Origin of the sequence: Snodgrassella gandavensis, assembly GCF_914768025.1 — a bacterium.
GTDB classification, from domain to species: Bacteria; Pseudomonadota; Gammaproteobacteria; order Burkholderiales; family Neisseriaceae; genus Snodgrassella; species Snodgrassella gandavensis.
This window is the reverse complement of sequence record NZ_CAJZCE010000001.1, coordinates 137,020-152,167: the sequence shown is the minus strand read 5'-3', so window position 1 is coordinate 152,167 and position 15,148 is coordinate 137,020. Positions and strand designations below refer to the sequence as shown.

Annotated in this window: 12 protein-coding genes and 1 tRNA gene; 8 read left to right on the top strand and 5 right to left on the bottom strand. The window is 40.2% G+C overall.

Annotation, left to right across the window (positions count from 1 at the left end):
• The first annotated feature begins 30 nt into the window (after positions 1 to 30).
• Entirely contained in the window at positions 31 to 1,428 is a 1,398-nt protein-coding gene (locus tag MJ764_RS00735; protein WP_239323707.1) for a phosphomannomutase/phosphoglucomutase, read from the top strand.
• A gap of 109 nt (positions 1,429 to 1,537) precedes the next feature.
• Here MJ764_RS00735 and MJ764_RS00730 read toward each other — a convergent pair whose 3' ends face one another.
• The 3 genes from MJ764_RS00730 to MJ764_RS00720 all read right to left on the bottom strand — a co-directional run bounded on the left by MJ764_RS00730 (position 1,538) and on the right by MJ764_RS00720 (position 5,278).
• A complete protein-coding gene (locus tag MJ764_RS00730; protein ID WP_275415204.1) occupies positions 1,538 to 2,803 on the bottom strand; it encodes an MFS transporter in 1,266 nt (421 codons plus the stop codon).
• Positions 2,804 to 3,602: 799 nt separating this feature from the next.
• Positions 3,603 to 3,932, bottom strand: a complete 330-nt coding sequence (gene trxA, locus MJ764_RS00725; protein WP_239323702.1) for a thioredoxin TrxA — start codon at positions 3,930 to 3,932, stop codon at positions 3,603 to 3,605.
• A 161-nt stretch (positions 3,933 to 4,093) separates the two neighbouring features.
• Positions 4,094 to 5,278 carry an O-succinylhomoserine sulfhydrylase gene (locus tag MJ764_RS00720; protein WP_239323700.1) on the bottom strand — a complete coding sequence of 395 codons (1,185 nt, stop codon included), beginning with the start codon at positions 5,276 to 5,278 and terminating at the stop codon, positions 4,094 to 4,096.
• 225 nt (positions 5,279 to 5,503) lie between these two features.
• Between MJ764_RS00720 and yaaA the strand changes: the two genes are divergently transcribed.
• The 3 genes from yaaA (at position 5,504) to MJ764_RS00705 (ending at position 7,017) form a co-directional block, all read left to right on the top strand.
• The gene (gene yaaA / locus MJ764_RS00715) at positions 5,504 to 6,286 is read left to right on the top strand and encodes a peroxide stress protein YaaA (protein WP_239323698.1); all 783 of its coding nucleotides are present in this window, start codon (positions 5,504 to 5,506) and stop codon (positions 6,284 to 6,286) included.
• A gap of 108 nt (positions 6,287 to 6,394) precedes the next feature.
• Positions 6,395 to 6,485, top strand: a tRNA-Ser gene (locus MJ764_RS00710).
• A gap of 346 nt (positions 6,486 to 6,831) precedes the next feature.
• Positions 6,832 to 7,017 carry a hypothetical protein gene (locus MJ764_RS00705; protein ID WP_239323696.1) on the top strand — a complete coding sequence of 62 codons (186 nt, stop codon included), beginning with the start codon at positions 6,832 to 6,834 and terminating at the stop codon, positions 7,015 to 7,017.
• 38 nt (positions 7,018 to 7,055) lie between these two features.
• On the opposite strand, the gene MJ764_RS00700 is transcribed toward MJ764_RS00705, so the two are convergent.
• Positions 7,056 to 7,628: a TetR/AcrR family transcriptional regulator gene (locus MJ764_RS00700; RefSeq protein WP_239323695.1), complete on the bottom strand. Its 573-nt coding sequence runs from the start codon at positions 7,626 to 7,628 to the stop codon at positions 7,056 to 7,058.
• Positions 7,629 to 7,790: 162 nt separating this feature from the next.
• Between MJ764_RS00700 and MJ764_RS00695 the strand changes: the two genes are divergently transcribed.
• The 4 genes from MJ764_RS00695 to MJ764_RS00680 all read left to right on the top strand — a co-directional run bounded on the left by MJ764_RS00695 (position 7,791) and on the right by MJ764_RS00680 (position 13,928).
• Positions 7,791 to 8,555, top strand: a complete 765-nt coding sequence (locus MJ764_RS00695; protein ID WP_239323693.1) for an MMPL family transporter — start codon at positions 7,791 to 7,793, stop codon at positions 8,553 to 8,555.
• Positions 8,556 to 8,568: 13 nt separating this feature from the next.
• Entirely contained in the window at positions 8,569 to 9,129 is a 561-nt protein-coding gene (locus MJ764_RS00690; RefSeq protein ID WP_239323691.1) for an NAD(P)H-dependent oxidoreductase, read from the top strand.
• Positions 9,130 to 10,446: 1,317 nt separating this feature from the next.
• A complete protein-coding gene (clpB, locus tag MJ764_RS00685; RefSeq protein WP_239323689.1) occupies positions 10,447 to 13,020 on the top strand; it encodes an ATP-dependent chaperone ClpB in 2,574 nt (857 codons plus the stop codon).
• Between the two features lie 443 nt (positions 13,021 to 13,463).
• Positions 13,464 to 13,928, top strand: a complete 465-nt coding sequence (locus tag MJ764_RS00680; RefSeq protein WP_239323687.1) for a CYTH domain-containing protein — start codon at positions 13,464 to 13,466, stop codon at positions 13,926 to 13,928.
• Between the two features lie 49 nt (positions 13,929 to 13,977).
• Here the strand turns inward: MJ764_RS00680 and prmB are convergent, their stop codons facing one another.
• Positions 13,978 to 14,922: a 50S ribosomal protein L3 N(5)-glutamine methyltransferase gene (prmB, locus tag MJ764_RS00675; RefSeq protein ID WP_239323685.1), complete on the bottom strand. Its 945-nt coding sequence runs from the start codon at positions 14,920 to 14,922 to the stop codon at positions 13,978 to 13,980.
• Between the last annotated feature and the right edge of the window lie 226 nt (positions 14,923 to 15,148).

Genomic DNA, 15,148 nt, shown 5'->3' with positions numbered 1-15,148 from the left:
TTGATTAAATGAATAAATAAGGAAAAATTTATGACCTCAAAACAGATAGATGCCAGCATATTCAAAGCATATGATATCCGTGGCATTGTAGATGTTTCACTAAACAAAGATACAGCTGAGCTGATTGGCCGTGCGATTGCTACCATAGCCATCAGCAAAGGTGTTAACCAGATTGCAATTGGCCGCGACGGCCGTCTTTCTGGCCCGATACTGGCCGCCAGTCTGATGCAAGGTATTACTGCCTGTGGAATCAATGTCATTGACGTAGGCATGGTTGCAACACCAATGTTATATTTTGCAGCCATTGAGCATTGTCAGGGTAGCGGCATCATGATTACCGGTAGCCATAATCCGCCCGAGTACAATGGTTTTAAAATGATGCTGGCTGGCATTACTCTGGCTGGTGACGATATTCAGGCATTACGCAAAATGATTGAATCCGGCCAGCTAGCCGCCCCTGCTGAACATAACGGGAATATTGTTCCCTTACCTATTGCCTCTGAATATATCAACTATATAGCCAGTCACGTTCAGCTCAGACGGCCGATGAAGATTGTGATAGATGCCGGAAACGGAGTAGCCGGTGCTTACGCTGGAGATTTATACCGTGCTCTGGGCTGTGAAGTAACAGAACTGTTTTGTGAAGTAGACGGCAATTTTCCCAATCATCACCCGGATCCGGCTAAACCGGCCAACCTACAGGATTTGATTCAGGCTTTACGTAGCAGTGATGCAGAAATCGGTATGGCTTTCGATGGCGATGGCGATCGTCTGGGCGTAGTCACCAAAGATGGCCAGATTATCTATCCCGATCGCCAGCTAATGCTGTTTGCAGCCGATGTACTGGCACGCAATCCAAACGCAAAAGTGATTTATGATGTTAAATCCACCCGATTACTGAAACCCTGGATTGAGCAGCATGGCGGCGAAGCCATCATGAGTAAAACCGGTCACAGCTTTATCAAAGCCGCAATCAGGGAGCATGGTGCACTGCTGGCTGGCGAAATGAGTGGCCACGTATTTTTTAAAGAACGCTGGTTAGGTTTTGATGATGGTTTATATGCCGGCGCCCGTTTACTGGAGATTTTGTCTGCCAGTGATAATCCTTCTGCAGTTTTAAATGATTTGCCTGAAGGTATATCCACACCTGAACTCAATATCGCTGTGCCAGCAGGAAAATCAGGACACGAAATTATCGCCAGTCTGGCACAAACTGCACAGTTTGATAATGAAATTGAGCGCATCACCATCGATGGCCTGAGAGTAGAATTTAAAGACGGATTTGGGCTAATGCGCGCCTCCAACACGACGCCAGTGCTGGTATTGCGCTTCGAGGCAGACAATCAGCAGGCTTTAGACAATATCATAGCTCAATTCAAAGCAGTGATTTCCCAAAACCCCGATTTAAGCTGGAGCGAAACGTGCTAATCAAATAATCATCAGATGCTTTGTCTGATTTACTCCAAAACACAAAACGGCTACTTTAAGTAGCCGTTTAATTCATTTCCAAACTGGCCAGAAAACCAGTTTATACAATTTAAGCTTTAGCTTTACTGCCAGTCTCGCGCACAAATATTGTCATGATAAAAGCCAGAATCAAACCACCAACAAAAATTAGGTCTGCAGTCTGGAAAACTTTCAAGTTTAACTGACCTCCCTCTGCGCTAATTAAGTGAGCAATCAGCATACTGAACAGATTTGTCATTATCGCACTGATCACAAACACGAAAAAGTTAATCACACCTGTAGCAGTACCTTTGACCTCATCAGGATTAACTTCTTTAATCATAGTGTAAGGAATCATTGCCGCGCCAGAAGCAACACCTAATAGCAAGCCCATTATATAAGGAGGCATGAGATTGGGCAGATAAACAATAAAACCACCGGTAATACCCATAGCAATAATACTACCCATAACCACAGGTTTACGACGACCAATTACATCTGATAAATAACCCAGAATAGGACAGCCAATCACCCAACCCAGTGGAACCATGGCCAGACGCAAAGCAGTATCCTCACTGACACCTAACCCTTCCTGCAAAAACTGATTACCCCAGGCAATATTACCAACATTAGTAGGCATAAACATCATGGCACCAATGAAAGCGCAGATATAAGATTGCGGATTTTTCAGTACCACCAGATAAGGATGGCTCAAACCGGTCCAGTCGATTTTACCTTCACGGGTGCGGGGCGTAATGATTACAGAAGCAAAAAACACCACGGCCAGAACACCTGCAGCAACCATCCAGAACATTTGCCAGGTCATTACCTGATTTTTAATAATCGGTGATACAACAGCCTGCCCCATAAAACCACCGAGCATACCGAAACACTGTGTCATACCAACCGCAGTAGCCAGCCATTTTTTGGGGAAACCACGTGTAGCCAGAAACACGGCACTGGTAAAGGCCAATCCAGAACCGGCACCCTGTAAGAAGCGGCCAGATTGAGCGGTAATAACCGTACCAGAGCAAAACAGTACACAGCCAACAACGACCAGAACAATACCTAATGATGCAGTGAAACGAGGCCCGATACGATCCAGCAGCACACCCGACACCAATGCAAAGAAAGCATAAGAATAAAAATACAGACCTATGATTCCAGCCATTTCAACTTTGGAAATCCCCAAGGTGGCTATCATTTCGGTCTGCATAATACTTGGTGCAGAACGCAAAGCATATTGAACAAAATAGAAAATAGCGCAGATAAGCCAAGCAATTACAAATTTTTTATTTAACACATTGAATTGATTGCCACTGGGAGGAGATACTGACACCTTGGATTCATGATTCATAGCGTACTCGCTTTCATTTAATTCCGAATGAAATTTCACAAAATCATTCTAACAAAACCCATGATACGTGCACAATAAAGTTAATCCTAATTCCAGATTAAATACAATACACTCAAATTACATTATTTTAAACAATAAAATCAAATATTAATTCAACTTAATTATTATAAAGTATACACTGTTTTGAAAATACCAAAACAACTAAATACCTTATCTTAATTTTACAAAACAGCTAAAATGGCGTGATTATTGAATGCTCAATTTACAACATATTTACACATAGCTAAGAATTTATAATCCTATTGCAAATGATACTGATTATTAATTTATTCTGAATAACAATAATGATGATTTCATTTAATGTCTGGATTTATCCTTAAAGAATCAATCCGGCAAAATATGATTAATGCCGATAATGATCGCTGTGCAGCAATCTGGCTATGAAAGATTATAAACAGCCAGATACAATTTTTTGGGTTATTTCAATTCACTTTGCATACTGATACTGAGATAGAAATGTAGAAAATTTGTTCAGCAAATAGAAGTAATACTAGCAAACTGATACAGATTAGTTCTTAGTTGTTATTGTTAATATCAGACGAAATATTTACAAAAAACGAAAAAACAAGAATATCGCAAAGTAAATATAAATATCAGTGCAAATGTCGCCACCAAATATAGATGCCGGCAAAATATGAAATTATGTCCTCATAAAAGACAGAATAAACAGTAAACTTTTTATTGAACCTGTATTTATCTCTGTCAGATTGAGGACAGTAATGAAATAGAAAACTAATAATTATATTGAAGCATTAATAAATGCTTCCAGTTGTCCTTTATTCAAGGCTCCAACTTTCGTAGCCACACTGGCACCATCTTTAAAAATCATCAGCGTAGGTATGCCACGAACATTAAATTTGGCCGGAGTTTCCTGATTTTCATCAACATTAAGCTTAACAATTTTCAATTTGCCCTGATAAGCCGAAGCCAAATCATCCAGAATGGGCGCAATCATTTTACAAGGACCACACCAAGGAGCCCAAAAATCCAGCAATACTGGTGTAGCCGCCTGTAAAACTTCCTGCTCAAAGTTGCCATCGCCTATATGAACAATTAATTCACTACTCATTATGATTTCCTTTTATTATCGGTTGTATATATAAAATATAGCCAAACAGCCATTAATGCAACAGAAGTATCCAAAACTAAACTGCTGCGTCATGTACAGCACCATAAGAAAACCGCTGTTACTGGCTATATCAATTACCTAAAAATTTTCTTTACACCATATCAAACGTTCATCTGACTTAATGCGTTAGACAAGTCTGCTTTTAAGTCAGCAGCATGTTCCAGTCCAATAGCTAAACGGATTAGCCCAGGCTGGATACCGGCATCAAGCTTGGCTTCCGGAGCCATCCGGCCATGTGTGGTTGTCCATGGATGGGTAACCGTTGATTTCACATCGCCAAGATTAGCAGTTTTACTAAAAAGTGTTAATGTATCAATTACCTGCCATGCAGCCTGTTCTCCTCCTTTAACCTCAAAAGCCACCACAATACCTCCACCCTGCTGCTGCTTGTGTACCAGTGCTTTCTGCGGGTGGTTAGTCATGCCTGTATAGTGCACGGCAACAACCTGCGGCTGAGTAGAAAGAAACTGTGCTACTTCCAGTGCATTGGCACACTGCTTTTCCATACGAATATATAAGGTTTCCACACCGCTCAACAGCACCCATGCATTAAATGGAGACAATACCTCGCCAGTGCTGCGTACATGTAGAAAAATTTCATTAATTAATGCTGCGCTACCACAGATAACACCTCCCATCACCCGCCCATGACCATCGATTGCCTTGGTTGCAGACTGCACAGATAAATCAGCCCCCAGAGATAACGGCTGCTGTAACGCTGGTGACAGAAAACTGTTATCCACTACCAGCAAAGCCTGATGGCAATGTGCCATTTCTGCCAACCGGGCAATGTCAGCCAGTTCATTCAGCGGATTGGATGGCGTTTCCACAAACAGCATTCTGGTATTGGGTCGGATAGCAGCCTGCCATTCAGCCATATCAGTCTGACTAACCAGCGTTACCTCAATTCCGAATCTGGGTAATATATTATTCAGTAAACCAATAGTGGTACCAAACAGGCTTTTACTGGCCACCAGATGGTCACCAGCTTTTAATAAGGCCAGAAAAACAGCGTTAATTGCGGCCATACCGGTGGATGTGGCCAATCCTGCTTCACCCTGCTCCAGTTGCGCCACTCGTGCCTGAAAAGCCGCTACAGTAGGATTGTTGGTGCGTGTATAGGTATAGCCCGGAGTTGAACCGGCAAACAGAGCAGCACCAGCTTGCGCACTGTCAAACATAAAGCTGCTGGTTAAAAACAATGCAGAATTATGTTCATTGTACGAAGTTTGTTCCTTGGCACCCCGGATTGCAATAGTTTCCGGATGCAGTTGTAAAGTAGACATGATTGTTTAATTTATCTATAAATATGAGTAAAGAATTGTGCCGTATTTTTTATGATTATGCAAATAACCAGCTTATCTAAATTCAGAATATAGTATTCTTTAAAATATCAAACACCATGCATACGCAAACAGCTATCAATGCCAAGTATATCGTTTTGCCTCAGCCTTAATCAGGGTAGAAACCGTACACGCATAAGAGCAATAGCCAGAGATCAAGGAAAAAAAATGTATTTTGTAATATCACCCGCCAAAAAACTCAATGAAACAGTAGAAATTGCTACCAAACAGCACACACAGCCACAATTACTGCCACAGGCACAGCAGCTAATACCATTATTACAACAACTGGCTCCGCATGAAATTGCAACTTTAATGAGTATCTCCGACAAGCTCGCCTTGCAAAATGCCGAACGCTATCATCACTGGCAGCCACCATTTACCCCAGATAATGCCAAGCAGGCTGTCTATCTTTTCAACGGTGATGTTTATGAAGGACTGGACGCAGGCCATCTATCTGAACAGGGATTAAATTATTTACAGCAACATCTGGCGATTCTTTCCGGTTTATACGGTGTACTCAAGCCACTGGATTTGATTCAGCCTTATCGTCTGGAGATGGGTACCAAACTCGTTAATCCTTACGGCAAGGATTTATATGCATTCTGGGGCGATACTATTACCAATACCATTGAGAACAATATGCAGGCAGTACAGGATCAGGTGTTAATTAACCTCGCCTCACAGGAGTACTTCAAAGCGATAAAGCCCTCAAAGCTTTCTGCTCCTGTGATTACTCCCGTGTTCAAAGACCAAAAAAATGGCGAATATAAAATTATCAGCTTTTATGCCAAGCGTGCACGTGGTTTATTCATGCGCTATGCAGCCGAGAAGCAGTTAACTGAGCCAGAAGAGTTAAAAGATTTCGACTACGAAGGCTATTATTATGATAAAGCCTCATCCAGCGATAAACAGTGGGTATTCCTGCGTGATGAATACACGCACCATTAAAATTTAATCAAAAATAAAATGAATGATTTAGCCAAAAAAGTCCACTTAACCTAAATAAAATACTTGGCAAAGGCGCATTTATCGTCTAATATGCGCATCTTCAAAGACGGAAGCGTGGCAGAGCGGTTTAATGCAACGGTCTTGAAAACCGTCGTGGGTTGATAGCCCACCGTGAGTTCGAATCTCACCGCTTCCGCCATCTATTTTTGTGGCAAATTCCACAGCACTCCAAAGAAGTCCATTTTGACCTTTTACAGCAAGGGTTCAAGTGGATTTTTTTTGCTTTCAATTTTATTATTAATTCCATACTTATCCAGAGTAATCTATTTCAATCCACGCTTAGATCGTATACTAAATTGGAAACACAACAGAAGATAAAGCCATTTGAAATACAACAGTCACGAGCGATAGCAATGGCTGCTCTCAATCCTTTACCTTTTTTAAAAGTCATGCCTTCGCTTATATGACCAGAAGAAAAACCGTTCGTTTTTGAGGGAGTAGTTGTTATAAATCCGCCAAAGAATGATAGTCATGTAGCACAAGAAATGACAACCCTATTTACAGAACAAAATGCACCCGACATATCCCATGAAATTGAAACATTAAAAACACCTAACGATTCACCGTCAGCTAATAGTTTAGAGGCGGTATTTGATTTACTTGAAATGAGTGATACTCATGAACAAGCAGTGCCAAATGAGACTTTAGCTCAATTGGTCACAGAATTATGAATAAGTTCTATGATCAAGAGTGTAGATTTTTTTTAAGATTATGTATTGATAATTAATTTGACAGTATTTAATACTTTTTCTTTTAAATCAAAGTCAATAAAGCTATTTTTCCCTAGTGGATATATAACTAAGAGTCCTTCAAACAATGCTATTATCATTACAACTTTTTGTTTTAACTCAGACTCATTGGTGTATGGTATTTTTTGTTTAATTATATTACTCATCTCTTCTATATAACGTGAATAAAATGACAGTAATGCCTTTTGACCTGGATTTTCACCAGATTCATCATTCGTAGTCCAAATTTCGCAAGCCAATTTACAAATGGATGCATGATCTAAACCATCCACAATCATATTAACTAAGATTTCTAATTGATTATTGTCTTCTTGTTTGAGTTCGTTAAATCGTGTTATCGCATCATCCATGCTTTTATCGAACATAGCAGCAAGTAGATCTGTCAGAGTGGGGAAATAGTATTGTATAGAACTCAAACTGTGGCCACATTTTTTAGCAACTTCCCTCACACTAAAATTGGCACTACCTTGTTTAGCTAACAATTCTTCTGCAATAGTTAGTATTTCCAACTTTTTCATTTCTCGTTTATTCATCTTTAGGTTACCTTAAAAATTTCTATAGGTCACTTGACCCAATTTAAAAGTGCATTTATATTATAGCCTCATTGAAAAAGTTCTAATTTAAACTAAATCATTAACAATAAAACAAAATATCTTTGAAAAATTGTATTTTTAACTTTTAGGGGGGAAGTTTTTATGGAGTTTTATAATGATATCATCAGCCAATTTGTATTAATGTATAAAAATGGTGGCGGTACGGATTTAACCAATGTATTGAGTAGCAATTTTTCAAAAACCACTCTACTTTATATCATGAATATCGCTTTAGCCAGTGAGTATCAGATATTTTTAGAAAAATTAGTTCCTTGGCTTAATGAAAATAGCCCCAATGGAGCAAGCTACAAATTGGCTGGTTCTCCTCTCATCTGGACATCAGTTCTAAATGAAATGTGGGATGGTCAAAAATTAGGAATTTTTATCTCATTTTTTTCTATCTTTTCTGTAATGAACCTATGGTTACGATCTGTACGTTATGGTTTTTTTGGTATTGTACCACTTATCTTCACTGTCATTTTCTATTTTGCTTTTATCAGCGTTACAGATACTGAATTAAATATTGGTACTGCAATCATTTCATTTTTAGTGTTAGGGGTGGTCAATTATTCTGTTCATTTCATTATACGAATGAGAGATGCAGTAAATGATGGTTCAGAAATTAGAGAGACTACGCATTACGCTATTATGCCAATTGGGAATATTATAACAATCAACATTATTATTATCTTATTTGTTGGCTTTATATCACTTCTCCTGTCTTCATTTAAGCCGATATTCGACGTTGGTCTACTTGTCGGATTTTCCTTATTTTTAAGTGGCATATTAACAAGCATTTCACCGAGCCTTTTTTGCACCAGTTATTTTTTACAAAAAAGAGCAATCATTTGCAACCAAAATCCATAAAGGAGATAACCACATGAAACATTGTATTATTTATGCTCATCCTAATCAGTTTAGTTTCAATCATGCTATTAAGGAAAAAGTTATTAACTTGATCAATAGTCGTGGAGATCAGTATGATTTAATTGATTTGTATCAGGAGCAATTCCAGCCGGTATTATCTGCTAACGATTTTATTGCTCTGCAAAACAACACTGTTAATGAAGAATTAAAAAGACATCAAAAACTAGTGTCAGATGCCCAAAATCTTATTTTTATTTACCCTATTTGGTGGTTTGGTCAACCTGCTATTTTGAAAGGTTGGATTGACCGAGTATTTTCTTCAGGTTTTGCCTATCGAGAGGATGAAAAAGGATTTACGCCACTATTATCAGATAAATCAGCAACGTTAATTGTAACACTCGGTTCTCAAAAAGAGACTCTTTTACAATATGGTATAGATGATTTCGTGAAAAATATGACTGTGGGCACACTGAATTTGGTTGGTATAAGCAACATAAATTGCCAACAGCTTTATGCTGTGCCTTCCTTAACATCTAGCGAACGTCATACTATGCTAGAAAATATTACTATTTAGCCAATATAAAATTTGACTATCCGTAACGACATACAGCTATATGACTTGGCTGTATGTCATTTTAATGACCCGGCGATGCTTATTCCCGATATTATCTATTACTATCCTTATTTAAAAATTATCTACTGAAAAATGGCAAAAAGATTGCGAAATGTTTTGATATCCTATAATAAAGTTTTTGGTAATAGGTTTAACATAGCCAAAAGTGACATCAACAAATCCATCAATGCAATAAATGCCTCATCAATAGAATAAGGCTCTACATCCGCGGTGTACGCTCTCACCGTATCAGAAACACGCTGACTCTCATATCACCATACAGCTCGTAATTAGAGCTTAGTAAGATCACTTGCTTGCGAATAACTCCGGAAAGCCAGATGCAAACACCAGCGTGATTTGAATGGCTGGCTAATACTCAATTAGATTTAACTCTACCACATCCCTATTAAAGGTTTTACCTCCCCTTGCTCCCTTGCTGCTGAAATTCCAGGCTGCGTGTTTTTTTATCTAGCATGAAAATATGAATTTCAATAGCGTAAATGCTTTTCAATTCGATCGGGCATATATATGATTTGCTCATCAAGAAATTCACGGCGCTTATTAAATTTTTCGGTTTTCATGACTATCTCAATTAAATATGCAAAACATAAACTAATTTTATACCATTAAAATTTTGGCTTTAAAGGCAGGTATATTGTGGCTTTGCAGCAGATAATAAAAATTTTAAAATACTTATAATCTGGAATAAAAAATTTTTCTACGGCAAGCTTTTATCAGAAATGAAACGGAAAAATTGCCCAAATTTTAATCACTATAAGATTGGTTTGATTCACCTTGTTTTTTTATAGTTATCCACAGATATACTCACAAAATTTGTGAAATTCTGCTGACCTTTCTTAACTGATATTTCACTCTTAATCCAACATTCAAAGTCATTTATATCTATAATTTTATTAATCTTTCTATAAAACATAATATAGCGCCAAATCAGCCAAATTTGAAAAACTAATAAAACTACCTGCACTATTCAGTGTCTTTTTCTGTGTGGAAGTTTTGCATTGATTTCCAGCAGAATCAAATTAGCAGTTTAGCAAGATTTGTAGATAATTAAATAAATCAGTCATATAAAGTGATACTAAAATTTATACTACTTAAAAATATAATTTAAAAATATAATATCCAATTGTTTAAAATTTAATATTTTTATTAAAAAACAATATATTATACATGAGATGAATTTTTAGCAATATTAGCCCTTGACATTAATTTTCTAATACCAATATTTCTATTAATGAAAATTTAAATAAAGGAAATTAGATGCGATTCGATAAGCTTACAGCGAAGTTTCAGCAAGCATTACAGGATGCACAAAGTCTTGCGCTTGGACAGGATGCTGGCTATCTTGAGGCAGTTTTCGTGTTGAAAGCCTTACTTGATGATACCGATAGTGGCAGTACAGCACTGTTAACACAAGCTAGTGTGAATGTAGCACAGGTGAAACAGCAAATTGAAGCCACTATTGGTGGCTTGCCCAAGGTTTCTGGTCAGGGCGGAGAAATTCTGCCCAGTACAGAGTTGCAGCATATTTTAAATCTGATGGATAAGGCAGCTACTAAGCGTAATGATGCTTATATTGCCAGTGAGTTATTCTTGCTGGCTGCCGTACAGGAAAATGGGCAGTGTGGCCGCATTTTGAAACAGGCTGGTGCTACTGAAGATAAATTAAATATGGCCATAGATGCTATTCGTGGAGGAGCAAGTGTGGATAATCCAAACGCAGAAGACCAACGTGAAGCACTGAAAAAGTATACAACCGACCTGACTGAAAAAGCCCGTGCTGGCAAGCTAGACCCCGTGATTGGACGTGATGATGAAATCCGGCGTACGATTCTGGTGCTGGAACGGCGCACCAAAAACAATCCAGTGCTGATTGGCGAGCCCGGTGTCGGTAAAACGGCCATTGTTGAAGGTTTGGCACAGCGGATTGTTAATAATGAAGTTCCCGACTCCCTACGCAATAAACGTTTGCTGATGCTTGATTTGGCCAGCCTGATTGCTGGTGCCAAATTTCGTGGCGAGTTTGAAGAGCGCCTGAAAGCTGTGCTGAATGATTTGGCCAAGGATGAAGGCAACACGATTATCTTTATTGATGAGATTCATACGCTGGTAGGTGCAGGTAAGGCTGACGGCGCCATGGATGCTGGTAATATGCTCAAACCAGCACTGGCACGCGGTGAATTGCACTGTATCGGTGCCACGACACTGGATGAATATCGCCAGTATATTGAAAAAGACCCTGCTCTGGAGCGGCGTTTTCAGAAGGTGCTGGTAAAAGAACCTACGGTAGAAGACACCATTGCGATTTTACGTGGCTTGCAGGAACGCTATGAAATTTATCATGGCGTGGAAATTACCGACCCTGCAATTGTGGCCGCAGCAGAATTATCTAATCGCTATATTACCGACCGCTTTCTGCCGGACAAGGCAATTGATTTAATTGATGAGGCTGCTTCGCTGATTAAAGTTGAAAGCCAGTCTATGCCGGAAAGCATGGATAAACTTAAACGCCGCGAAATCCAGCTCGAAATCGAACGCGCCTCTCTGATTAAAGAAAATGATGAAGCGAGTAAAAAGCGCCTGGCTTTGCTGGATGAGGAGCTGGATAATGTTAAACGCGAATTTTCCAATCTGGATGAAATCTGGAAAGCGGAGCGTGCCAAAGCTCAGGGTAGCGTAACCATTAAAGAGCAGATTGACCAGCTCAAAATTAAGATGGATGCACTCAAACGTGATGGTAAATGGGAAGAAGTGGCCAAACTACAATATGAAGAGTTGCCACGACTGGAAGCACAATTGCAGGCAGCAGACAGTGGCCGGCAGGATAATCAGCCTAACAAGCTGTTGCGTACAAAAGTAGGTTCGGAAGAAATTGCTGAAATTGTTTCGCGCATGACCGGTATTCCGGTATCGAAAATGATGGCCGGTGAACGGGAAAAGCTGCTGAAAATCGAAGAAGTGCTGCATGAGCGTGTGATTGGACAGGATGAAGCAGTTCGGGCAGTAGCAGATGCTATTCGCCGTTCGCGCTCCGGTCTGGCAGATCCAAATAAACCATATGGCAGCTTTCTGTTTCTCGGCCCTACCGGTGTCGGCAAAACAGAACTCTGCAAAACGCTGGCAAGCTTTCTGTTCGACAGTGAAAACCATCTGATTCGGGTGGATATGTCTGAATATATGGAAAAACATTCCGTAGCACGTTTGATTGGTGCGCCTCCCGGCTATGTCGGGTATGAGGAAGGCGGCTTTCTGACTGAACAGGTACGACGTAATCCTTATAGTGTAGTCTTGCTGGATGAAGTAGAAAAAGCCCATCCGGATGTTTTCAATATTCTGTTACAGGTACTGGATGATGGCCGTCTGACTGATGGTCAGGGACGCACGGTGGATTTTAAAAACACGGTTATTGTGATGACATCCAATATCGGTAGTCAGGAAATCCAGAAGATGGTGAGTGATGATTATGAAGCCATCAAGGCGGTAGTGATGGAGGAAGTCAAACAATACTTCCGTCCTGAACTGATTAACCGTATTGATGAGGTAGTGGTATTCCATAGCCTCAATCAATCAAATATCCGTGCTATTGCCAATATTCAGTTAGCTAGCCTGCGCCAGCGTCTGGAAAAAATGGATTTACATTTACAGGTTGATGATGATGCTCTGGATGTACTGGCTAAAGTGGGCTTTGACCCAGTCTACGGTGCCCGCCCCTTGAAACGTGCTATCCAGACGGAAATTGAAAACCCGTTGGCTAAAAAGTTACTGGCTGGCGATTATGCGCCAAACAGCACTATTATCTTAACTGCTCAGGATGGTATGCTGACTTTCGCCTGATAAAGGATAAAGAAACCTGCACAAATGCAGGTTTCTTTTTAACTGTAAATCGGCTTTAGTTTTAGTTTGCGCTGCTACAAATCAATTCGATGTAACCGTCAGCATGGAAATTAACGCTTCACACTAAATCCATCATTTTATAACACCGCTACTGATATTGCTCCCACAACAGGTTTAGCAATCAGGACAATATGAGGGCTTAGGGACAGATTATCATAGTTAATCAGGCACAGAAACTGGTTATCGTACAATGGTCAACATGGCCTAAAGCTGAGCCATCCATGCTGGAGCAGCCACTGGAAGCATCGCTAATGTTTAATGCTATTGCTAATAAACTGGCTTTGTAACTGTGATTATTAAGCTTAATATATCTGCACCAGATAACTGTCAGGCAGTTTCTGGTGTTTTTTATTCACCACATAACTTAATGGCAAATACTGATTATGGCAGAAGAGATTGAACGCAAATTTCTGGTAGAAGGCAATGGCTGGCGAGGCTTGGTGCCTGCGATACATTTTTGCCAAGGCTATCTATCCACCATCAAGGAACGCACGGTACGTATTCGTATCTGCGGCACTCAAGCTTGGCTAACCATCAAAAGTACTAATCGGGGCATTACGCGTACTGAATTTGAATACCCAATACCCGTTGAAGACGCTCAGTATATGCTCAGTGATATGGCCGAACAGCCAATAATTGAGAAATACCGTTATCGCATACCATTGAATGGTCTGGTGTGGGAAGTTGATGAATTTTTAGGCGCTAATCTGGGGCTGATTGTGGCAGAGGTTGAATTGAGTCATGCTAATCAGCAAATTGTTTTGCCGGACTGGATTGGACAGGAAGTATCGGATGACCCGCGCTATTACAATAGCAATCTGGTCAGTCTACCGTTTACCTTATGGTAAATACCTAAGATTCCATAATGTACGACAAGCTGACCAGACAGGCAACAATTTATACTTCGCCCAATAACTGTTCTCGAGTTAGCAGGAACACAAAACCATCACCGCCACTGGTGGACATCCACGTAAATGGTAGCTCGGGAAATGCCTGCTCCAGTACTTCGCGGTTATGGCCGATTTCAACCAGTAATACACCATGCGGATTCAGATATTTGGCTGCCTGCTGGATAATCTGTCTGGTAGCATCCAGCCCATCAACCCCACTGCCTAGCGCCAGCTCCGGTTCATGTAGGTATTCATCCGGTAATTGTGCAACGGATTCAGCATCTACATAAGGAGGATTAGATACGATTAAATCATAGGTAGTATCGATACCTGTAAATAAATCGGTGTGAATCAGATTAATGCGTTCCTGCAAACCATAGGACTCAATATTGATACCAGCCACTTCAAGTGCATCAAGGCTGATATCAACAGCGTCAATTAGCGCATCCGGATAACAGTGTGCCAACTGAATAGCCAGCGCACCACTGCCTGTACATAAATCCAGCGCCCTGTGTACCAATTCATCATATTCAATCCATGGCTGAAGTGGTTCGCCTAAAAGCTCATAAATGAATGAACGCGGCACAATCACCCGCTCATCCACATAAAATTCATATTCCCCCTGCCATGCCTGATTGGTCAGATAGGCAACCGGAATCCGCTCGCTGATACGACGCTGTACCAGTTGCAGCAAGGCTGATTTTTCTGTTTCCAGCAGGCGCGCATCTAAAAATGGTTCAAGTGTATCCAGCGGTAAATGTAAGGTATGCAGAATCAGATAGGCTGCTTCATCATAGGCGCTATCATTACCATGGCCATAAAACAGCCCTGCTTCTTCAAACTGGCTTACAGTAAAGCGTAAAAAGTCACGTACACTATGCAATTGCTGCGCTGCTGCTTCAAATGCAGAAAATAAACCCTTATAAGACGGTGTTTTGCGACTGTTTTCCATTCCGCAAATATCCCTAAATAGCTCTAAAAAAGCTATTGTAAATCAAATACCGATTTTTTTCTGCGGAATAGCTTTATTTATCTATCATTGTAAATTAGGCTTAATTTGAAGCATCATTACTCAGTTGTTGTGATCTACGCAACAACTGAATTTACACCCTCTTTCATGTAAGTCCAAAACCGGGGGCACGCAAATACATTTCAACCGTTGTGGAGATCACAACGGT

What these genes read in the sequence shown, in the direction of transcription:
- MJ764_RS00690 (WP_239323691.1), top strand. Translation starts at nt 8,569, where the DNA reads ATGAAACATTGTATTATTTATGCTCATCCTAATCAGTTTAGTTTCAAT.
- clpB (WP_239323689.1), top strand. Translation starts at nt 10,447, where the DNA reads ATGCGATTCGATAAGCTTACAGCGAAGTTTCAGCAAGCATTACAGGAT.
- MJ764_RS00700 (WP_239323695.1), bottom strand. Translation starts at nt 7,628, where the DNA reads ATGAATAAACGAGAAATGAAAAAGTTGGAAATACTAACTATTGCAGAA.
- MJ764_RS00730 (WP_275415204.1), bottom strand. Translation starts at nt 2,803, where the DNA reads ATGAATCATGAATCCAAGGTGTCAGTATCTCCTCCCAGTGGCAATCAA.
- MJ764_RS00680 (WP_239323687.1), top strand. Translation starts at nt 13,464, where the DNA reads ATGGCAGAAGAGATTGAACGCAAATTTCTGGTAGAAGGCAATGGCTGG.
- MJ764_RS00695 (WP_239323693.1), top strand. Translation starts at nt 7,791, where the DNA reads ATGGAGTTTTATAATGATATCATCAGCCAATTTGTATTAATGTATAAA.
- MJ764_RS00720 (WP_239323700.1), bottom strand. Translation starts at nt 5,278, where the DNA reads ATGTCTACTTTACAACTGCATCCGGAAACTATTGCAATCCGGGGTGCC.
- yaaA (WP_239323698.1), top strand. Translation starts at nt 5,504, where the DNA reads ATGTATTTTGTAATATCACCCGCCAAAAAACTCAATGAAACAGTAGAA.
- MJ764_RS00735 (WP_239323707.1), top strand. Translation starts at nt 31, where the DNA reads ATGACCTCAAAACAGATAGATGCCAGCATATTCAAAGCATATGATATC.
- prmB (WP_239323685.1), bottom strand. Translation starts at nt 14,922, where the DNA reads ATGGAAAACAGTCGCAAAACACCGTCTTATAAGGGTTTATTTTCTGCA.
- trxA (WP_239323702.1), bottom strand. Translation starts at nt 3,932, where the DNA reads ATGAGTAGTGAATTAATTGTTCATATAGGCGATGGCAACTTTGAGCAG.
- MJ764_RS00705 (WP_239323696.1), top strand. Translation starts at nt 6,832, where the DNA reads ATGACAACCCTATTTACAGAACAAAATGCACCCGACATATCCCATGAA.